14 protein-coding genes are annotated in these 22,352 nt (G+C 42.4%); 6 read left to right on the top strand and 8 right to left on the bottom strand.

Annotated features, from left to right (window positions below; genetic code table 11):
• Positions 1-532: 532 nt before the first annotated feature.
• On the top strand, positions 533-1,267 hold the full coding sequence (locus tag GJB62_RS23985; protein WP_114084026.1) for a DUF1995 family protein: 735 nt from the start codon (positions 533-535) through the stop codon (positions 1,265-1,267).
• A 126-nt stretch (positions 1,268-1,393) separates the two neighbouring features.
• Here the strand turns inward: GJB62_RS23985 and GJB62_RS23990 are convergent, their stop codons facing one another.
• On the bottom strand, positions 1,394-4,390 hold the full coding sequence (locus GJB62_RS23990; RefSeq protein WP_114084027.1) for a zinc-dependent metalloprotease: 2,997 nt from the start codon (positions 4,388-4,390) through the stop codon (positions 1,394-1,396).
• A gap of 533 nt (positions 4,391-4,923) precedes the next feature.
• Here GJB62_RS23990 and GJB62_RS23995 point away from each other — a divergent pair.
• The 4 genes from GJB62_RS23995 (at position 4,924) to GJB62_RS24010 (ending at position 11,722) form a co-directional block, all read left to right on the top strand.
• On the top strand, positions 4,924-6,690 hold the full coding sequence (locus GJB62_RS23995; protein WP_114084061.1) for a pentapeptide repeat-containing protein: 1,767 nt from the start codon (positions 4,924-4,926) through the stop codon (positions 6,688-6,690).
• A 337-nt stretch (positions 6,691-7,027) separates the two neighbouring features.
• On the top strand, positions 7,028-8,098 hold the full coding sequence (locus GJB62_RS24000; RefSeq protein WP_114084028.1) for an LOG family protein: 1,071 nt from the start codon (positions 7,028-7,030) through the stop codon (positions 8,096-8,098).
• Between the two features lie 750 nt (positions 8,099-8,848).
• Positions 8,849-10,171, top strand: coding sequence for a D-alanyl-D-alanine carboxypeptidase (locus GJB62_RS24005; RefSeq protein ID WP_114084029.1), 1,323 nt, complete (start codon positions 8,849-8,851; stop codon positions 10,169-10,171).
• Positions 10,172-10,504: 333 nt separating this feature from the next.
• A complete protein-coding gene (locus GJB62_RS24010) occupies positions 10,505-11,722 on the top strand; it encodes an HhoA/HhoB/HtrA family serine endopeptidase (RefSeq protein WP_114084030.1) in 1,218 nt (405 codons plus the stop codon).
• A gap of 201 nt (positions 11,723-11,923) precedes the next feature.
• Here the strand turns inward: GJB62_RS24010 and GJB62_RS24015 are convergent, their stop codons facing one another.
• From GJB62_RS24015 to GJB62_RS24040, 6 genes are all read right to left on the bottom strand, one after another.
• Positions 11,924-12,829 (bottom strand): MBL fold metallo-hydrolase, encoded by a 906-nt coding sequence (locus GJB62_RS24015; protein ID WP_114084031.1) that lies wholly within the window; start codon positions 12,827-12,829, stop codon positions 11,924-11,926.
• An 11-nt stretch (positions 12,830-12,840) separates the two neighbouring features.
• Complete coding sequence (gene panD, locus GJB62_RS24020) at positions 12,841-13,224, bottom strand: aspartate 1-decarboxylase (RefSeq protein ID WP_012409102.1); 384 nt, start codon at positions 13,222-13,224, stop codon at positions 12,841-12,843.
• Between the two features lie 136 nt (positions 13,225-13,360).
• The gene (locus tag GJB62_RS24025) at positions 13,361-13,873 is read right to left on the bottom strand and encodes an inorganic diphosphatase (protein ID WP_114084032.1); all 513 of its coding nucleotides are present in this window, start codon (positions 13,871-13,873) and stop codon (positions 13,361-13,363) included.
• 443 nt (positions 13,874-14,316) lie between these two features.
• Positions 14,317-14,505: a hypothetical protein gene (locus tag GJB62_RS24030; protein WP_114084033.1), complete on the bottom strand. Its 189-nt coding sequence runs from the start codon at positions 14,503-14,505 to the stop codon at positions 14,317-14,319.
• 906 nt (positions 14,506-15,411) lie between these two features.
• Positions 15,412-16,383 carry a DUF362 domain-containing protein gene (locus GJB62_RS24035; protein WP_114084034.1) on the bottom strand — a complete coding sequence of 324 codons (972 nt, stop codon included), beginning with the start codon at positions 16,381-16,383 and terminating at the stop codon, positions 15,412-15,414.
• Positions 16,384-16,670: 287 nt separating this feature from the next.
• Entirely contained in the window at positions 16,671-17,753 is a 1,083-nt protein-coding gene (locus tag GJB62_RS24040) for an ATP-binding protein (protein ID WP_114084035.1), read from the bottom strand.
• Positions 17,754-17,928: 175 nt separating this feature from the next.
• Here GJB62_RS24040 and GJB62_RS24045 point away from each other — a divergent pair, with 175 nt between their 5' ends.
• A complete protein-coding gene (locus tag GJB62_RS24045) occupies positions 17,929-20,676 on the top strand; it encodes an HAD-IC family P-type ATPase (RefSeq protein WP_114084036.1) in 2,748 nt (915 codons plus the stop codon).
• A 123-nt stretch (positions 20,677-20,799) separates the two neighbouring features.
• Here GJB62_RS24045 and GJB62_RS24050 read toward each other — a convergent pair whose 3' ends face one another.
• Positions 20,800-22,236 (bottom strand): aspartate ammonia-lyase, encoded by a 1,437-nt coding sequence (locus tag GJB62_RS24050; RefSeq protein WP_114084037.1) that lies wholly within the window; start codon positions 22,234-22,236, stop codon positions 20,800-20,802.
• Between the last annotated feature and the right edge of the window lie 116 nt (positions 22,237-22,352).

The following is a 22,352-nucleotide window of genomic DNA, read 5'->3' on the forward strand; positions in this document are numbered from 1 at the left end:
TATGTATACATTGAACACAATAAACCCATTTTAGGATAATCCCAAAACAGGATATTAAAAGTTATCCCAGCTTCGGTATTGTTAAACGAGTTTTTCCCAAAAGGTAATATTTTGAGTCATAAAGGAGTTCAAGCATGACTTAATTTTTATGACTTTTGAGGCTTTTATTGAATGAATAAATTCATCATTGGGATTGGGATGTTCATTGGCTCTACGATTGGCAGCTATATCCCAGTCTTGTGGGGTGGAAGTTTGCTATCGTTCACCTCGATCTTCTTTAGCGTTATCGGTGGTATTGCAGGGATTTTGCTTGCGTATCGCGTATCAAAATATCTAGGTTTTATCTGATCGGCGCTCTATGCCATTGTCGCTGAAAGTTTTAAACGAGTCTTTTTCCAGTAGGTAAAATTTTGAGTGTGTCTTCTATGCGATCGCACTCTAAATTTGGAATGTAAAACAGCTTTGTGTTTACTCCCTCAATCATAGCCAATACTGGAACAATGGAAGTAATGCTAAAGCGACACAAAAAACTATGAGTGAACTTCCTAATACCCTTGAAGATGCGATCGCCCAATCTCGTACAGCCGTCCAAGCTGCCCTTGCAGATGGTTGTACTCGCATACAGGTTGAGTTCCTGTTTCCAGAACTCAAGTTTATGCCGGTGGCGGAACAATTTCTGCCACTGTTTACAGAATACGATTCCCGCTTGAAGATTTTCTTTGCTGACGCGGGGGCTGCGGCTTTAGCCCGTCGCAATTGGACAGATGCACCATTTCAAATTTTGGATATTGGTACGGGAAGGACTGCTTCCTTGCAAACAAAAATTCAGCCAGAGGATGAAATTTTCTTATTCATTGCCCCCACTTCCGTAGAAGTACCGCAGGTGGAAAAGCTATGTCAAGAAATAGGCGATCGCCCTGTAGTCTTTTTAAATCCCCGTTTAGAAGATTCTGGAACTGTGGGCATTGGTTATGCAGCAAGGCAAACTCGCCTGCGTTTCACTAATACCATTGAATCTTGTTATTACCTGCGCCCCATAGATGAGCAAAGCGCCCTATCTCGCTGCTATCCAGGACAGTGGGAAGTTTGGCTGGAAACCGATGGCGAATATCAAAGAATTGCTGAATTACCCACAAAACCATCGGGTGATGATTTGGATCAGATCCTTTTAAAAGGACAACCGCAAACAACAACGGACGCTGCACCTCCGAGAAAGCCCAATGTATTTAAGAGTTTGCAACGGTTCTTAAAGGCGTTGAGTAGTTAGGAGAAAGCAGAGGTAGTAGGAGGAAACTCGCTCATCTGCTGCCTCATTTTAAGTTTTTTATTTCTGAAACAGAAACTTGATGGATTTTGCCAAAGAGACGCGATTAATCGCGTCTCTACAACTTTTTTAATTCGCTTGCAACGGTGCATTCAAGACTTTCTCGATGCGATCGCGTGTTTCTAATAAATGCGCTTTGGTGTATTCATCCTCAGAATTAACTCCCTTGAGTTTCTCATCTAGTTGTTTGAGTTTATACCAAGCTAGAGTCCGAGCATCTTCTGGGACATATTCTTTTCGCAACACCATATTAGTCAAAATGTCCAGGTATTGGCGCTGCAAGCCTCGCCGTAAACTGGCAATCTTCATTGGTTTACCTTTTGGTTTGATTACTTCTGTCCAGATACCTGATTGCAAAGTGTCAAATAGTTCCGGTAGAGTCAGTGCATTTTCTGCCTTAGTTTTAAGTTCAATATCCTTGAGGCGAGAGAGGCGATCGCCTGAGAGTAAATCTCGCAATACAGAACCCTGCATGAGTAACACCAAGTCATGAATAGGAAAATCCAAACGACCAACTTGGGGAGAACTACCCCAATGTCGCCAACGGGAAGGTGCTAATTTATTCAGTAGTTCTGGTGAAAAGCTCAGAGCATCTTCTGCAAACAAATACTTTTGCAAGGTTTCTAAAGCTTGTCGTTGTTCTTTAACTGGTACTGGTTCAAATGGTAATCGCTTTTGCCCAACTCCAGAGGGGATTTCGCTAGGGTGAATGCGATAAAAAGACTGTCCGCCGATGTATTTAGTGGTGTAATATATTTGCTGAAAATAGTTACCCAATACTGTGCTAAAACGCTCGCTGACATCGCTGTAACTATCACCAGCTAATGGATAACGCTTATCGAGACGCTCCCACATCACCCGCGAATTATTTAACTGCCACTGAGAATAAAGCAGCACATTACCACTGTTATCCCAAGCATCAGCAGTTGGGTCAAGGTCATAGACATCTTCATCCGTAGAATAACTCAACTCTGGCTTATAGGATTGTTTGGCAATTTCCTCCAAAATTGGCTTTTCTGCTATGGGAGTTGATGTCTTAATTGGAATATAGCCGTACTTAATCGCCCATTCATCATAAGGCCCTACCATACTAGGAAAATAATCTCCCTGTTTTGTCCCTTGAGGGGCAATATTTGGGGGGATGTAGTCCATTACGGAAGTTGTCAGACCTTTATTTTTGGTAATTTCCGTATTATTCATCTCCTCTGGTGCTAGCAGAGTACTACCACGAAAGTTATGACGTAAACCAAGAGTATGTCCAACTTCGTGAGCGATGATTAAACGTAAATATTGATTGATATATTCTTTCACCTGCTCTGGAGTGGCCATGGTATCTGGCAATAGTGACATCGCCAGGGAACCAAGGGCAAACTGGTTAGCAGCTTCCATCCCGTAGCATAAATCGTACTCGCCTGCCATTTTAGATAAACGGTTCAACAACTCTTGTTGCCCTGGCATCTGCTTGGGTACAGCATTATTTTTGCCATCTAAACCATTGGCGCAAAGTAGACGATTTTGCATCAAAGCTGATAAGGTCGTCTGGCTTTGTGTTTGGCTGGGTTGGACAATTTTGCGATACTCATTCTTAAGCGCTCGGACAAAGCTGGCATCTACGAGAATGTCTGCATCTAAAATTTCTCCAGTCAAGGGATTAACGCGGGATGGCCCCATTGCAAAATAACCATCGACTGTGTTGATCCAGCGAATTGTGTTGTAACGAATATCTGCTGGGTCCCATGTTGCATCATCTGGCATCTGGCGGACTTCAATTGCATCCTTGAATCCCGCCTTGAGAAAAGCTTTGTTCCACATCAGGATACCTTCTTTCATCGCATCGCGGTACTCTAAGGGCACAGCGTTATCAATCCAGAAGACAATCGGTTTTTTGGGGCGAGAAATTAATGCTTTTGGGTCTTGTTTTTCTAAATCCCAGCGATTTATGTAACGGACAAAAGAATCGCCGCGATCGTCTTTGGATAAATCTTGGTAGGCGGTGATGAAATAGCCAATGCGATCGTCAGCAAGGCGCGGTCGATAATCTTTTTCAGGTAGCTGGGAGAGACTATAGTGGACGCGCAAGGTATAGCCACGGTTATCAGCTAACGAACCAAAATTTGGGGTTTCACTGTCAGGGGTACCGCCACCAGAGAAATTTAAAACTGACTCAATTTCTAAGTTTTGCGGAAAAGCTTTAGCAGTACCAAAATAGGACTGGTCTGTGGTTGCTGGGACTCCTAAACTTGCGGATAATCCACCTAAATCTGTCAGTAATAAATCGCCCAAATCGATGAGAAGAGTTTTGCGTTGGGGATGAATGCTTTTTATGGAAATGCTGTAGAGTACAGAATCACTAAAAGACCGAGCTAGCGATCGCACTTGAGGATCTCCCTCACGAGTGCGAAAATTGACATTGCGGATGACAAAGTTTAATTTATCATCTACCCGTTGGAAATAGAACAAAAAATCTTGTAGAGGCATACCACTGTAAATACCTCTTTCGCCAATGCCCGATTCTAGGGTTGCCGTAGCAAGGTAATTTTTATTGAGTTGCTCTGGCTTAATTTCTAAATAAATTTTATTCTTTTCTTTATTGCGATAAAGAGTGAACAGCCCCCCTGACTTTTGGGTGTCTTTCACTACTTCATCAAAAACCTCTAAATCATCCTTTGCTGCTGGTGTTTTGGCCGGCTTAGGCTTTTCTGCGGGTTTTGCAACTTGCAAAAATGGTTGCTGTCCTGCTTTTTTAGAATCTTTTACTACCCAAATAAACGGTTGAGGCTGTGCGTGTTTATTTTGATTAACCACCCAAACTTGCCCTGACGGTAGCCTCTGTTTCTGAGAAATATTGATATTATTTAGCGATAATGCTGAGATTTTAGTTGAAGAAGTTTCTGCCGTTAACAGATTATTGGCTGTAACTACGCCTTTTACAACCCCCACAGCCTTATGGTTCGCTGAAAAATCTGGATCAATTCCATTGACAAATGGTGATTTGGCGTTAGCTGTTGTTATTCCTAAAAATAAACCATGTAACAAAATCATATAAAAAGTTAATCTGTTGTTCATCGCATCAATCCCCCAATAACGATTCGGTAGTTAATTTTTAACTTTTGCAAAGTTATGTAGCTTGCTTTTTGCTAATTCTTTCAGCTGCTTTATATAAAGCAGTAAAGTTTAGACTTCAATTTTAGTTGCCATTTTTCCGCAATGTTCACGCTGTTGTACAGATGGATTTTTCCTAACAATTGCGTCTATTACGATGAGTAAGTATTATTTTTACATCAGACTAGTAAATATCTGGGGAAAAAAGTATAACAAATAAACCAAAATCGGAAAATTACTTGATTTTTGAAAGAATTTTTCCGATCACACTTATTTACATCAAGAGAAGAAGCTTGATGTGACTAAGGGTTAGCGAGAAGCCACCCTTCAAAAACGCCGTCAGTGTAGCCCATCATAGATATCGACAACGCATGATATTTTTCGTGTAGTATTTATTGATACTATTTATTTTTGGCAATGATAAGCAAAGTAACAAAGAAAAATTTTTAGTTCCAGATTATCAAAACAGTAATTTAAATGTAACAACGGACACAGAAATGTCAACATATTTATCTCAAGTTTGGCAACTGCTGAGAAATTATGTGAGGGATATAAGCTTACAAGAGATGCCAAAGACCACATCGGTGGAAACTAAAGTCGGTTTATCTCCAGGAAAAAGTATTAAAGTAAACAAAAGCGTTAAATTTGCTCAAGGTAATTTACAGGAAGATTCATGGTTTCAAAGACTGCAAGAAAGCTTAGAAAAATGGACAATATCAAATAGCAGTTTGACTTCTAAGATAGGCGATCGCATATCAGGCCCGCTACCATCAGAGTTATGCTTAAAAGTGTGCGACCGCCAGATGCATGAAGAGATTTATGATTTACTAGGCACTGGAGCGCTGAAATTAGAAATAGTCAACCAAATAATGGAATTGGTTGCAAATAGTCAAAAGATTGACCCAAAATTGCTGTTCTGGCGGCTAGAAGATTTTTATCGTCGCTGGTGTCAGGGAGAATTTATTGATGCTACACCAGATGATAACCTGCCTCAGAAAACAAAATTAAAGCTAGCAACTCAAAATATTGCGATCGGGCTGAGACAGGTAGACATCTATACAGGATTGAACGTACTGATTTTACTGTTAGAGTTACACCGCTACGCCCAAGAGCAAGATGAACTCAAAGAAAAAATTACCTTCTATCCATCAGCCCAACCAGATACAGACAATTTTTTCACATCCCAACTGCTGCGGATCATTAACTATAGCGATGCCCTAGACATTGGCAACTTTAGCAGTATAGTCGGGCAATTCCTCAAAGGTGGTAACTTTCGTAGTGCTTACTTGGGCGATGCCAACCTCACCGGGGCAGACTTTAGCGGTGCTGACCTCAGCCTTGCTTATCTCGGCGATGCCAACTTAACTGGCGTAAACTTCATAGGTGCTAACCTTAGCGGTGCCAACTTCGGCGATGCTAACCTCAGTGGGGCTAACCTCACTGGTGCTAACCTCACTGGTGCTGACCTCAGCAGCACTAACCTTAGTGGTGCTAACCTTAGCTGTGCCAACCTTAGCCGCGCTGACCTGAATCGCGCCGACCTTAGCAGTACCAACCTCAGCCGCGCCGACCTCAGCCGCGCCGACCTCAGCCGCGCCGACCTCAGCAGCACTAACCTGAATCGCGCCGACCTCAGCAACGCCATCCTTTTTGGTGCGAATTTAAGTGAAGCCAACCTCAACAACGTCAACCTTAACCATGCTGATCTTTGCCGCGCTGACCTCAGTGGTGCTGATTTGAGTCACGCCATCCTCAACGGTACTAACCTCAGCGACACAATTCTTTTCAGCACCAACCTTAGTGATGCCATCCTCATGGCTGCTGACCTTAGCTATGCCAAACTTAATGGTGCCAAACTAAACAATGCCAGACTTAACGGTGCAATGTTCTTAGGCGCAGACCTTAGCGGTGTAGACCTGAGTCGGGTAAGCCTCAACGAAGCCGACCTCAGTGGAGTAATTCTGAGCGAAGCCGACCTCAGTGGTGCCGATCTCACCGACGCGATCCTTTTCGGTACAGACTTCAGCTATGCCAACCTTAACAGCGCTAACCTCAGTGGCAGTAACCTGAGTGGTGCAATCCTCAATGGCGCGAATCTCAGCCACAGTAACCTAAGTTACGCCATTCTCAGTGGTGCAGACCTCAGCGATGCCAACATGGAAAAAATGACCTGGGGTAAAAAACAGCAATGGGAAGGTGTGCGGGGATTAAAGACAGCAGTTAATGTCCCGGAGGCATTGAAAGAAGAATTGGGGTTGAACTGAGGGAACGTGGTGATATCTTTATCCTTGATTTCTCACAAGTGAGAAATCCAGGAGTGTGGGAGGTTTCGGAGGTGTGGGAGGTGTGGGGGGTGTGGGAGGATGGGGAAGAAATCTTACCCCCCACACTCCTCTTCTCCCCACACTCCTCTTCTCCCCACACTCCCCTGCCTACAGTATCGTGAGAAATCCGGGTTTATTTATGTCCTTTGCGTCCTCAGCATCTCTGTTTTAAATTATTCAGATGCTACGGGATATTGATATTCAGGGGGCTATTATTCCGCTTGCTAGAGTGTAAGTCATTCACGTAGAATATAATGCCATTGTTGCGGCAGTTCTCATGACTTCATCTGCGTCGTTTGACACATTAGAGTCTTTACAGGCGGATATCGCTGAATTGGTCGTTCGTCTACCGACATTAAAAAATCGGCAATTTATTCAGCAAGCACTTGCTACTATTGTTCGTCTTGCTGATACCGAAATTGAGCGTCTCGATTGGAAAATATTGTCGGCTGCGTTAGCAGATATGGAACGCGGTTTCCAGCTTTTTTATGATTATCGACACGTTCGCAAAGTCACCATCTTCGGTTCTGCTCGTCTAGCGCCAGATACGCCAGAGTACCAAATGGCCCTTGAGTTTGCTCGCGCTGTTTCTCAATTAGGATTTATGGTGATGACCGGCGGTGGCGGTGGAATCATGCAGGCGGGTCACGAAGGTGCTGGGCGAGAAAATTCCTTTGGATTAAATATTCAATTACCCTTTGAACAAGAAGCAAACCCTTTTATAGAGGGCGATCCCAAGCTAATTATTTTCAAATATTTCTTTACTCGCAAGCTTTTTCTCCTCAAAGAAAGTGATGCTGTAGCCTTATTTCCGGGAGGCTTTGGCACTCAAGATGAAGCTTTTGAATGTATGACATTAAGCCAGAATGGTAAGTTTGGCCCAGTACCTCTAGTTTTAATTGACCACCCTGGTGGTGATTACTGGCGGTCTTGGAGCGAATATATTGATAAGCAATTAGTGCAAAATGGTCTTGTCAGTCCTGAAGACCCCAGCCTTTACACGGTGACAGACAACCTGGATGTGGCTTGTGACGCTATTACTCGTTTTTACCAGGTTTATCACTCCTGTAGATATGTAGGCGAGCAATTAGTCATCCGTCTGAAGACAGATATATCAGACTATCTTGTAGAGCAACTCAATGCTGATTTCAGTGACATTATTGTTAAAGGACGGATTGAAAAAAGTCAGGCATTACCTCAAGAAGCACAAGATGAAACGGTTGAACTACCCCGGCTCATTTTGTACTTCAATCAACGCGACTTGGGGCGTTTGTATCAGATGATTGCCACAATTAACCAAATGGGTAATGTTTCATCAGAAGATGCAGCACACCCAGAAAGAAAGTAGAGTTTAGGGGTGGATTTTTCCACCCATATCCCAATATTTTTGACAGGTTTATTGCCAGTTTAATATCTTTTAGATTGTTAAAGATTTGACTCTATGAAAGCGACATAATAACGCAGGCATCGCAACAAACTTCTAACCAATCTAATGTCCTTTTTTCAGTATTAAGTATCTATGCGTTCTTTGTGGTAGCCTACGGACAGTCACTTCACATCTGAGTAAGTTGGCGTAAATAATTGTCGTTGGGATAAGGCAATAGGTAGAAGGGTTTTTCTTTACATAGTTTGATTTTATTATACCAACTTACTTACGTTAAACAAAATAACTTTCACAACTCAGATAGGATTGCTATCTTCACAGTTTATCTCAGGCTAGATAAACGAAAAAAATGTCCGATGATTTTGATATCTTCAATAATTTAACTTAGCTGATATGTCTGCTTGAGGATGAATTTGAAAGAGGTATTGAAGAGGAATTTACAATGTATCTAAATAATTATCAAATTTTTAATAAAAAATGATGAAATATGAAGAGTCAACTCGCTTTGCCTCCTTTATACTGGCTTTCAAGAGACATGGCTCTCAGAGTCAGTCTTTTTTTGTAAAAAGTATAACGAAAATCATGTGATTCACCTTACTTTCAGATGTCTAATGCACTAGTTATTGTGACTCAATGCTGATCTGCATAAAAAAGCGTGTATATTAGCACAGGAAATAATATAGAACATCCTAAACACATATAGAGGAATAAAATATGCTGGAATTATTGGGTTCAGGTTTGGTGTCACTCTGGCTGGAAATGGCCGGGGTACAAATCAAACCTCTAGATGCCTTAGATGCTTTAACTTGGCAAAGTAGCCCTGGCTTAGTTCTTGCCCCCGATCCCAATCCAACTGGGGCAACTACGGTGCAAGAATATCTGAAAAAGCTGATTACATCAAAAGTGGTGGGGCAAAATCTGGCTGAGAGTCAGGGAATTTGGATGCAGTCAGGGCCAATGCTGATGGCAAATCACCAAGGTACGACACCTCTGCCTGCTGCCTCTTTAACCAAAATTGCCACTTCACTAGTTGCTTTGAAAACTTGGGGTCCAGATTACCAATTTGATACTTTGGTGAGTATCACTGGGCCAGTGGTAAATGGAGTTGTGCAGGGCGATTTAGTGATTACAGGCGGTGGCGATCCTTTGTTTGTTTGGGAAGAAGCGATCGCTCTTGGTAATACTCTTAATAAAATGGGTATTAAGCAGATAAAGGGAAATTTAATCATTAATGGCACTTTTGCCATGAATTTCCAACGGCAGCCGATGCTGGCGGGTATGATGCTCAAGCAAACGCTAAATCGTGCAACTTGGGGCCGCCCTGCTATTTACATTCACTCAATCATGGCTAAGGGAACGCCCAAGCCTCAAGTTGTCATTTCGGGTACGGTGAAAGTTGAGGCACAACCAAACCCCCAACAAACTTTGTTACTGCGTCATCGCTCGTTACCCTTGAAGCAACTAATCAAGGAAATGAATGTTTACAGTAACAACGATATGGCAGAAATGCTAGCAGATTCAGTGGGAGGAGCAGCTGTAGTCCAATCCACTGCTGCTAACCTTGCGAGAGTGCCACAAGTGGAAATTCAGTTAATTAATGGTTCTGGACTAGGCCCCGAAAATCGCATTTCCCCCAGGGCTGCCTGTGCGATGTTTATGGCTATTCAAAGTGAGGCATCTGCCCATCAGCTAAATCTGGCTGACTTGTTCCCGATGTCTGGGTTTGATCACCGAGGAACACTACACTCCCGACACATTCCTCTGTCTACTGTAATCAAAACTGGCACTCTCAGAGATGTGAGCGCTTTAGCAGGAGTTATGCCCACACGCGATCGCGGTTTGGTTTGGTTTGCTATTATCAACCGTGGGACAAATGTTTGGGGTTTACGGACTGGACAAGACCAACTACTACAAAGTGTTGTAAAACAGTTACAACTACCTCAAACCGTTCCTACTGCCCTCACTCCCCACTCAGCAATCAACTCTTTACCCCAGCTAGGTGCAATCAGTCGGAATGAAATTTTATTCAAAAGTTAGTCGATCCAATTTTGGATTTTAGATTTTGGATTTTAGATTGATTCTACGAATAGATTCACTGACTCTGTAAAATAAAGAAATAATTGGTAACTACCTTGAAAGCTGTAGTATTGTTGGCAACCCAAAAGTTTTATTGATGGGTAAAAACCGAACTTGTAAAGGGGAAATGTCCATAATAGCTTTTGGGTTAAATTTTCTATTAACTTGATTACAGGTAGCTTGCAAAATACACCACAGTATTGGTACAAGCAGGCGAAACCTGAAGTAAAAATAACTGTAAATAGATTTTGTCACGACTAAGCAACAATTAGGCTTATAAATTAGGTTGTGATTATGCGATTTCTCAAATTACCCAGATCCATCCGTCAACTCAGTAGTTATGTTTTAGCGATCGCGCTCGGAGTTGTGCTAACGGTTAGCACATTGCAGGTGTTGCCCTCCCAAGCCGAACCCGCACCCCCAATAACAGATGGAGATACTTCACAACTGATTGCCCAACGACAATCACCAGCCACAGGTGCGATCGGTAGTAGTAGCTTTGTCACCGCAGCAGTGAATCGTGTCGGTTCAGCAGTTGTTCGCATTGATACTGAGCGAACAATTACTCGTCGCGTTGATCCATTTATGGAAGACCCATTTTTCCGTCGGTTTTTTGGTGACGGTTTCTCTCAACAAATGCCGCCTTCTGAGCAGTTACGCGGTTTAGGCTCAGGTTTCATTATTGACAAGAGCGGCTTAGTTATGACTAACGCTCATGTGGTCGATAAGGCTGACAAGGTAACAGTCCGACTCAAAGATGGCCGCACCTTTGAAGGGAAAGTTCAAGGCATTGATGAAGTTACAGATTTGGCAGTAGTCAAGATTAACGCTGGTAACGATTTACCAGTCGCACCCTTGGGTTCTTCCACTAATGTCCAAGTCGGAGATTGGGCGATCGCAGTTGGTAATCCTTTAGGATTTGATAACACCGTTACTTTGGGAATTGTCAGTACGCTCAAACGTTCCAGTGCCCAAGTTGGCATTAGCGACAAACGCTTAGACTTCATTCAAACTGATGCCGCTATTAACCCAGGTAACTCTGGCGGGCCGCTATTAAATGGCCAAGGTGAAGTAATTGGCATTAACACAGCAATTCGTCCCGACGCGATGGGTATTGGGTTTGCCATTCCTATTGATAAAGCGAAAGCGATCGCAGCGCAACTGCAACGTGATGGCAAAGTTGCTCACCCCTATTTAGGTGTGCAAATGCTAACTTTAACACCCGATCTTGCCAAGCAAAATAACACCGATCCCAACTCTCCGATTCAAATACCAGAAATTAATGGTGTTTTTGTAATGCGAGTAGTTCCCAATTCTCCAGCTGCATCTGCCGGTATCCGGCGCGGGGATGTAATTCTGCAAGTTGATGGTAAAGCTATTACCAGCGCTGAACAATTGCAGAACGTTGTGGAAGACAGTCGTCTTGGTCAAGTATTACAGGTGAAAGTGCAACGGGGCAATCAGACACAGCAGCTTTCAATCCGTACAGCCGAGTTGCAAAATGCTTCGTAGGAGCAATAGTTAAAAGGGCGGTTATAAACTGCGTCTACACAAACAAAACCCACCTCCGTGGGTTTCAAAGCCTTAATTTTTTCTTAGTCCGCGGAGGCGGACTTTGCCTGTGTAGCCAAGCCATTGCGTTGGGCGGCTCTGCCGACTTGTTCGCGCAGCGTCTCCGACAGGAGAAGCAAGTGGCGCGCGAATTCCATTCGCTTAAAGCTTACCAACAGCTAAAACTAGACCTTCATGGGCTAATACTGCTTCAGGAAAGGCAGATTTAATATCGACTTGAACCCTATCAAGAAAATCATCATGGTCATCTGGGTGATGATGAGAAATAGCTAGCCGTTGCACACCAGCATTCAAAGCTGCATTCACCGCAGCTTGCCAGAGTAAATCAGCAGAGTCATGGTTGTGAGACGTAGGGGGAGTGTAAGTGGCATTGGCAATCAGCAAATCAACGCCTTTAATAAACTCTAAAATCCGCTCTCGCTCTACTTGATCGGCATTTTGGTGCAAATCCGTGACGTAGGCAACACTATAATCTTGCCAACTAACTCGGTAGCCAACTGAGCGCTGAGTTTGATTGATTAATGCGGTTGTAATGATGACATCATCTAGCTTTACATCACTGTCTGGAATGAGATTGTAAAACTGCAATTCCGACTGCATTACCTGTAAAGGATAAGGAAAGTGGGGCTGGAGCATCTGATCGTACAGACATTGTTTGATTGATGCACTATTTGAGGCAGCTGTGCCGTAGATATGAAAGCAATTTTCTCCAATAAATGCAGGAGCAAAAAAGGGAAACCCTTGAATTCGGTTTGATTGGCAGTTGGTAAAAAATAAATGGGCTTGTATTGGCTGTTGTAGTTCTTGCCAAGTTTTACCCAATATGCGTAAACCAGTGCCACCATCAAAAATCAAGCGTTTTCCACCTACAGCCATTTCTACACAAGCAGTATTACCACCATAGCGGTTGGTGCTGGTGTCTGGGGTAGGAATCAAACCCCGTACACCCCAAAATTGCACAATAAACTCACCTGCTGGTCTACTTGGCAGGGTAGCAGACTTTTCAGGTATGTAGCTCTGGGAATCCGACAACTCAAAATTTGACATTTTCCTTCAAATTAGACCTTAACGAGCAGGTCATCGTAGCGCCGAACTTCCAACAGCCTGTTTTTTTCGTCCACAATGACTACCGTAGGAGAGTAATTTTTTAACTCTTCTGGAGTGAACTGCCCGTAAGTCATTATAATCAAGCGATCGCCAATAATGCCTAGACGTGCCGCACCCCCATTTAGCTCAATTACTCCTGAATGGGCTGGAGCCGGGATCGCATAAGTAATAAAACGCTGACCGTTGGCACTATTAACTACTTGCACTTGCTCATAAGGTAAGATCCCAGCTTTTTCCAAAAGGATTTCATCGATGCTGATACTACCCACGTAGTTGATATTCGCCCCCGTAAGGGTGCAATTATGAATTTTTGCCAAAAGGAGAGTACGCTGCATTTTGGTTTAGGATTTGGTGGCAGTTTCGTAACAAATGAAATTTATGAGTAGAGACGCGATTAATCGCGTCTGTAAAGGAGTTAGGATTGAGGAATAAAAATTTATAACTCTTAACTCCTAACTCCTAACTCTTCTATTATCCTCTATAAGCTTTGACGGATTTTTCTACTAAAGCTGCAACCTTGTCCACATCTTGCCAACCGAGAATTTCAGTCACCTTTTTTTCCAAATTTTTATAACTACGGAAAAATTCGGCAATTTCATCTAAGCGGTGTGGCGCTACGTCTTTCAGGGATTTTACCTGAGTGTAGCGGGGATCTTTGTCAGGAACACAAAGGATTTTTTCATCGCGATCACCACCGTCAATCATCTCCAAGAAGCCAATTGGTCGCGCAGCAATAATACAGCCTGGAAAGGTTGGCTCGTCAATTATGACCATACCATCCAGGGGATCGCCATCTTCAGCCAAAGTATTGGGCACAAAGCCGTAATCATAAGGATATTTTACCGAGGAATAAAGTACTCGGTCTAGAGCAAAAGCTTCTAGTTCCTTGTCGTATTCGTATTTATTTTTACTTCCGCCAGTAATTTCAATCAGAACGTTGATTAAACCGGGTTTCGGTTGGGCAGGAATACGAGATAAATCCACAAAAAAGTCCTCTGATAACAGTGAATCATGGGGGCACTCAGTCAGCTTCGCTCCCCGTGTAGAATTTTAGGGCAATATGGATCTCTGATGGGGAATTGGGAATTGGGAATTGGGAATGGGAAAGAGGACAAGGGGACAAGGAGAATTCGGGACAAGGGGAAAGACTTGTTGTAAGTTCTAAACTTTTGTCCCCTTGTCACCTTGTCCCCTTGTCCCTCTGCTCCCCTGCCTCCCTTGTCCTCCTCATCTAACCACTCCTCTGAAAAATGGAAAAAGCGTTGCGAAGTTACTTCGCAACGCTTTTTCCAAGAGGGTATTATTTTCTCCCGCCCTTGATTGCTGTTGGGGAGATTTCTGCCCCTACTCTGTCAAGACACCCGAAACCTGGAGTCACACGATACAAATTCAGGTTATTCCTGATGAAATGCTACTGGAAAACTTTATCAATCTTTACTTCCTTGTAGGTTTTGGATCAGGGGTTGCTGGTTATTTTGAACATTAGTTGAAGAATAGTGGGCGATGACAAATACGGGTAGGGTAAGAGTCAACAGAGCGATCGCAGTTCCCACAATGTCTGCCAAACGTTGGGAATATGTGTCGGTAGAATTGGCAGACTGGCTATTTGAATTCATACAAAGTTGAAGTTATTCGTAACACTGTGTAGGTCTACTCTCTGGTTGAGAGTCTTAATGCTATGTTAGCTATTTTTAAACTGTAAAATGTGTAGCACCTTACAATCTAAACCAGTTAGACAACTGTCATAATAGCCTTTTTATACATGGAGTTCTTAATACAAAGTTACAACTAAACAAATCATGTTTTATTTTGTAATTAATATTTTCAGATGTTTCCCTGTATGGTGTAATGGTTTGCATACGCAAAGCCAACTTTGACAGCATCATAAATTACATTTTTTCGCTGCTTAAAGATTAATTAGCAAAACATATTTGTCTGATACTTCATGATTATAACATCCTAAAATGCCTTTGATAAGGTCATTTTACTGGAATTGTTAATTTGTGATACAGGACACAAAACCGCAAAAGCACTGAATATCTATCAATGGTTTCGATTGTTATCCGGTAGTTATACACACAAATATTTGACACCAAAGAAGAAATGGTAGGAATGTTTTTTATAACCAATCATAATTACCGAATAAATACAGATAGATTAACTGTGTTGGGCAGCATAGATTCAGTGATAACACTAAATAAATATTTTAGAATTTAAATCTTAATATCTATGTAATGTCACTGCATTTTTGTCAATCTATATATAGGTAGAGTAAATAATATTTTAGAAGGAGGCGTATCAGCTAAAAAAACCGCCACTAAATATAATAGGGCGGTCTGGTTAAGCAATCGGAGGGTAATTACAGATTACTCTGCTAATAATTGAAATTGCTGTAACGAAGTTTGCATTAGATTGGGCATTGGGCAAGAGGACAAGGGGACAAGGGGAAAGACTTGTTTCAAGTTCTCACCTCTTGTTCCCTTGTCCCCACTCCCCACTCCCCACTCCCCATTCCCCATTCCTCAGTTCCTTCCGTAAACACTAATTGGTTCTTTGATAAATCGGGTGTAAAGATGCTTAAAGGTAGACTTAATTACGCGAGGCATACCAAAATCAATGGGCATCAACTTGTCTGGTAGCCGCCAATCTTCTATTTTTAATAAGTCGGGATTTAAATGTGGAAACTCGATAGCAGCAAGTTCTGGACAAACTCCTAGCCTTTGAGAAGCTGCAACTGTAGGTACTTGTTCAGGAGGAACATTGAGGATTTCTACCATTGCTCGATCTAAAGCAAATATATCTGATGCGGCTGCTAAAATTCCCAGTTGGCGAGGTTCACCATTACTAGGGCCATTTCCTTCATGACCGATGATGCCATCTAATATGGTTAAGTTAGGGTTAATTGCTCTAGCAGTTTCTACTAACATTTCACCAAATCTATTCGCATCTTTTCCGGCTTCCATGTGCCACCAAGCTTTCATTTTGCCAGGGACGCAACCAAACAAGTTTTTTACGCCCAGTGTTAATGTCAACTGGGCATGTGATTTAACTTTAGGTAGATTAATTACTACGTCTGCTTCCATTGCTTCTTTAGACAGTCGCAGATGGTTAAAGTTATCACTAATTGTTTGGTAACGCTGACCTTGAAAATCGATGATGGGAAGATTGAGTTCTTCTAAAATAGGCAGATAGCCATTTGCTATTGCTACGCCCTTGGCACTACCAAAAGCAGGACTATCGCCCAAAAATGGCTTACCGCCAACCTCAATTACCATCTGGGCAACTTCGTAAACTAGCTCTGCACGGGTGATACACTCTTTACCAGGACGTGAGCCTGTAAGTAGATTTGGTTTGAGTAAAACGCGATCGCCTTTTTTTACAAACGCTGCTATTCCTCCAAAAGGTTCCAGCAGTGTAACTAAAGATTCTCGTAAAGCCTCTCGTTCGTAGGATATAGCCCGAATCAGACTGACAGATGATTTTTGAGTCTGCATGGATAATAAATTACCAGTAATGAAGATATTCTTCTTCCTATTTATACCAATTCTCTAAAATCTCGCGTACTAGTGGTCTATCGCATTAATTTTGCTAGGTTTGTAGTGAGCGATTTATCGCTCAAATCAAGGACTAAAGTCCTTACTACGAACTTTTATAACCCTTCAGAATTAATGAGACAGACCACTAGTACAGCACGGCGTAAATAAACCACCCATTCCAAATCAACGAAACGCTTACGCTGTATTCATTTTTAATTTTTAATTTTTAATTCCGCTCTGCGATACTAGCTTAACCTCTGCCGTAACCACAAAGCCAATAAAGGTAACGCTAGTTGATAACCCTGTTCAGCACTATAAATTAAACCTTTGTTCTGTAATCCAGTCAGCGATCCCTGAAGACTACCACCTCTTGAAAGACCATGTTTTTGAATATATTCTTTACTTTGTGGTTTATCTGTAGGATCTAAAGCCAAAGATTCTAAAAGATGCACCTGATTGGCTGGCAATAACATGAGTAAAGATTCAAAAACTAAAGACAAGTCTTTGAGCAATCCTTCTATTGCCTGCTGTACTGCTGCTTCACTAATTAACCCATCAGGATAAGAAAAAGTTTGCAGGCGGCGAATTATTGCCATTGCGTCGCCAATGTGTCCTTGGACGGCATCTAAAAATAATTGTAGTGCTTGGGAGCGAGAATCAAATTTCATTCCTTGTATATGCAATATCTCCCTAGCCCACAATGCCAAAACGTCATTAGCTAAGGGAGCTAACTGTATAGTTTCTAGCGGATAGTTTGTCTCATCTGGATGATGGCTGATCTCAGCTATGGTTGCTACTAAGACGTAGCTGACATGACTTTGTACATTGATTTCTCGTCTGAATGTGGCTTCCCACAAACCATTACGATCCCAAGAGCGAATGTGCGGAAAACTCTGCAAAATCAGCACTACCCGCTTATTTAAAGCAATAGCCATAATTTGGAGCAAATTGAGCAAAATTTCAAATGCTTGCCATAACTGCTTTTGGTTCAGGGAACGCAATGACTTAAGTTTGCCTTCTGGATGAAAAGCAAAAAACTCATTCCCAAAGTTGCTTACCCAGTCTTGAATTTGTGCTGCTTCCCAGTTTTGGCTAATTGTCTCTGTTAGCAGGAGGATAAATCGCTCTCCATCTGTCGCGCGGATGCAGTCTATCTCCAAGACGATCGCACCAACTTCTTGAGCAGCCCCTCGCACTAAAGTTCGTCGCCCACTACCAGGTACGCCAGTAATCAGCAAGTCTCCATCTTGGGCTAGTACTTCGACAATCCGCTGAAATTCTAGCGATCGCCCAACTAATTGTAAAGGAGTAGACAAATCCAAATTCACCTAGTTTTGCCCTTGGTTTTAATCCCCACTTAACGGCAAGCATACTCACTTCCATGACTACTGAGCAAGCATTGAAAGTAATGATGATAATAGTCAATTTTTATTAGTGCTTGTTTTTATTTAGCACTTATTTTTAGTGCTAAATTTTATTTAACACTAGATTTAAGAAATAAATATGGTACAGGCAGCATCTCCCATCGCACCCCAAGAAAAGCAATCCACCGTTTGGCATACTTTGGAAATTTCTGAAACGATCGCTCACTTGCATAGTGATGCTGAGAATGGTTTGAGTAGTGCAGTAGCCAAACACTTATTGTCTGAAGTGGGAGCAAACGAACTCACAGGCAAGAAAAGCAAAGCTTGGTGGTTAAAATTTTTACTGCAATTTAACCAACCACTGCTGATTATTTTGTTGTGTGCGGGTTTAGTAAAGGCGCTAACTGGCAGCTTGGTGAATGCTGGTGTTATTTGGGGAGTGACTACCACCAACGCCATCATTGGATTTATTCAAGAATCAAAAGCCGAAAGTGCGATCGCAGCCCTCGCCAAAGCAATTACCACCGAAGCAACTATCATCCGAGATGGTCAAAAATTACGCATTGCTTCTGGTGAGTTAGTGCCTGGAGATATTGTTTTACTAACTTCTGGTGATAAAGTACCAGCAGATTTACGGTTAATTAAAGTTAAAAATTTACAAATAGATGAATCTGCCCTGACTGGTGAATCTGTAGCGGTAGAAAAGAATACTCAAATTTTAAAGCCAGATATTGCTCTCGCCGAGCGCAAAAATATGGCTTATGCGGGTGGCTTCGTTACCTTTGGGCAAGGTACTGGTGTTGTAGTTGCCACAGGGAACAGCACAGAAACAGGGCGAATTTCTCAGTTAATGGAGCAGCACACAGATATTTCTACTCCCTTAACTAGAAAATTCAATAAATTCAGCCAGAATTGGCTGTATATGGTGTTAGGATTAGCAGCCCTCTGCTTTGTAGTGGGATTAAGCTTTCGAGGTTTTCAAGAAGCTTTAGAAGCAGCAGTCGCTTTAACAGTCAGTGCGATTCCTGAAGGATTACCAGCAGTCGTGACAGTCACCCTAGCCATAGGTGTTTCTCGGATGGCACGACGCAACGCCATTATCCGCAAATTACCAGCCGTAGAAACCTTGGGAAGTGCAACTGTTATTTGCTCTGATAAAACTGGGACTTTGACAGAAAACCAGATGACAGTACAGGCAATTTATGCGGGGGGATATCAATATACTCTCACTGGTATCGGTTACACACCGGAAGGCGAAATCCTGATAGATGACAAACCCGTGAACCTCAACAGCCATAAAGGTTTGCAAGAATGTTTAATCGCAGGCTTGTTGTGTAACGATTCCCATTTAGAAAAGAAAAATGGTAGGTGGGTAGTAATGGGAGATCCCACAGAAGGGGCATTAATTGCATCAGCAAATAAAGCAGGTTTTAGTCAGCCTACCTTACTTAAGCAAATGCTAAAGGTAGATGCGATTCCCTTTGAATCAGACTTTCAATACATGGCGACTTTGCACGCCACACCCCAAGGTAAGACTATTTATGTCAAGGGTTCAGTCGAGGCTATTATTCAGCGTTGCACTCTGATGTTGAACACTGATGGACAACCCCGCCCGTTAGATTGTGTAGAAACATTACGGCAAAGCAGCATCGAGCGGGAAGTCAATATTATGGCACGGCAAGGCTTGCGGGTATTAGCTTTAGCGAAAAAACTAGTACCCGATGGGCAAAATACCCTAGATCATCCAGATATTGATACCGGGTTAATTTTCATCGGCTTGCAGGGAATGATTGATCCGCCGCGTGAGAGTGCGATTAAGGCAGTACAAGCCTGTCAGGAAGCGGGAATTGAGGTCAAAATGATCACTGGCGATCATGCTATCACAGCACAGGCGATCGCTTATCGCATGGGCATCAACAAAAATGGCTCAGTTCTGGCTTTCACAGGTGCAGAACTAGCAAAGATGGATAAAACAGAACTTGCCGAAGTTGCCCAAGAAGGTGTAGTTTTTGCCCGTGTCGCCCCAGAACAAAAGCTACGTTTAGTCGAAGCTTTGCAATCAAAAGGTGAAATCGTTGCCATGACAGGAGATGGTGTCAACGATGCACCAGCCTTAAAACAAGCAGATATTGGTATTGCGATGGGTGGTACTGGTACAGAAGTTGCCAAAGAAGCCGCAGATATGCTGCTTACCGATGATAATTTTGCCTCCATTGAAGCTGCTATAGAAGAAGGACGGGCAGTTTATAAAAATCTGCTCAAGGCAATTTGCTTTATTTTGCCTGTCAACGGTGGTGAATCAATGACAATTTTAATTAGCACATTGCTAGCCAGAGATTTACCAATTTTATCTTTACAAGTTCTGTGGCTAAATATGCTCAATTCTATTACTATGACAGTGCCTTTAGCCTTTGAGCCAAAAGCGCAAAACGTCATGCAAAAAGCGCCTCGTCATCCTAATGAACCATTAATTTCAGGGAGTCGGTTACAACGAATTTTGGCAATTTCTCTATTTAATTGGATTGTCATATTTGGAGTATTTGAATATATCCGCCAAACTACGGGTAATATCGATTTAGCGAGAACAATGGCGATTAACGCTCTCATTGCTGGACGGATATTCTATTTATTGAGTATTAGTCAATTAATTCCGAATTTGATTGCCAAGATGGACGGCACAATTAAAGAAAACGTTGATATTCCTGCTATTGGCTTTGGGATTTTAGGAGCAATTATTTTGCAAATTATTTTTGCTCATGTGCCATTAATTAATGAAGTTTTTGAAACAGCACCATTAAACTTGCAGCAGTGGCTATTTTGTTTAGCAGTTGGTTCACCAATGATTTTGTGGGCTACAGTAGTAAATCGTTTTGATCCGCCAAATTAAATCCAGCCAAAAACGAACCGCAGAGAACGCAGAGAACGCAGAATCATGAGAGATTTTTTGCTCAGTTACTTATTTTTCTCTCTGTGTACTCTGCGCCTCTGTGGTTCGTTAAAAAAATTGACACTAATCGATCTGCTTTGATTCTCGACTCAGAGGTAAAATACCACTCATCTGTTCTAGATTTAGCACTGTGGCTAATTCTGCCTCATTCATCAATCCGCGTTCTAAGACAATCTGCCGTAAAGATTTACCAGTTTCTAAAGATTCTTTGGCGACAGCGGCGGCATTTAAATAACCGATGTGGGTATTTAGTGCGGTTACTAAGGCTAAACTACCTTCTGCATAAGCTAAACAACGTTCCTGGTTGGCAGTAATTCCCTCAATGCAACGTTCTGTAAGGACAGCGATGGTATTACCCAGAATTTCGATACTGTGAATCAAGTTATAGGCAATCAACGGCATCATCACATTTAATTCTAATTGTCCGGCTTGTGCGGCTAATGCGATCGCACTATCGTAACCCATCACCTGAAAACACACCATTGATGTCATCTCTGCCATCACTGGGTTATATTTCCCTGGCATAATCGAAGAACCGGGTTGCACTGGGGGAAGTTGTATTTCTTTCAAACCTGTTTTTGGCCCCGAATCCATCAGCCGCAAATCATGAGATATTTTGACTAAATCCTGCGCTAAGTTGCGTAAAGCACCAGAAACATTTACAAATGGGGCCATACTCTGCATAGCTGCCATAAGATGCGGTGCAGGTTCTAAAGGAGTGTCAATCAATTCTGAAAGAACTTCTACCACACGGGCGCGATATAGAGGATGAGTATTTAACCCCGTTCCGGCTGCGCTACCTCCCAAACCCAGAACCATTAAATCACCAGAGGCGGTGTAAATCCGGTTTTGATGTTCTGCAAGAATTTGCGCCCATGCGCGAAAATTTTCGCCCAAACGCACGGGTACAGCGTCTTGTAAGTGGGTTCTGCCAGATTTGACGATATCTTGAAATTCTACAGCTTTGTTTTCTAAAGATGCGATCGCCTTCTCTAAAGCTGGGTGTAATGTCTTAGATAATGCCAATAATCCACCAATCCGAATTGCGGTAGGAATCACATCATTGGTAGACTGCCCATAATTAACATGATCGTTAGGACTAACACGTTTATAATTGCCCTTTTCTTCACGCAGAATTTCTAAGGCGCGATTTGCCAAAACTTCGTTGATATTCATGTGGTGGGATGTTCCAGCACCCGCCTGATAAATATCCACGACAAATTGATCTCGGAACTTCCCAGCCAGGATTTCATCAGTTGCTTGCACAATCGCCTGACTAATATCTTGGGGAATGCAATTCAGTTCTCCATTCACAATTGCTGTAGCTTTTTTAATGATTAATCCAGCATCTACGTAAGTAGCTAAAGGCTTAATGCCGCTAATAGGAAAGTTTTCGATTGCCCGTAGCGTTTGAATGCCGTAATAAACGCTACTAGCAATTTGGCGATCGCCCATCGAATCGCGTTCGATGCGGAATTGAGAGTCTGTGTGTTCAGTCATAGTATTGTTTTAAGAGAGCTACAGAAAACAGATTTTCCCACGCAGTCACACTCAGATACACTAATCTGCATAGATTTTGCATATTTGCTTGACTGCTTGTTGCTTTACAGTTGTTA

It is taken from the genome of Nostoc sp. ATCC 53789 (assembly GCF_009873495.1).
Taxonomy (GTDB): Bacteria; Cyanobacteriota; Cyanobacteriia; order Cyanobacteriales; family Nostocaceae; genus Nostoc; species Nostoc muscorum_A.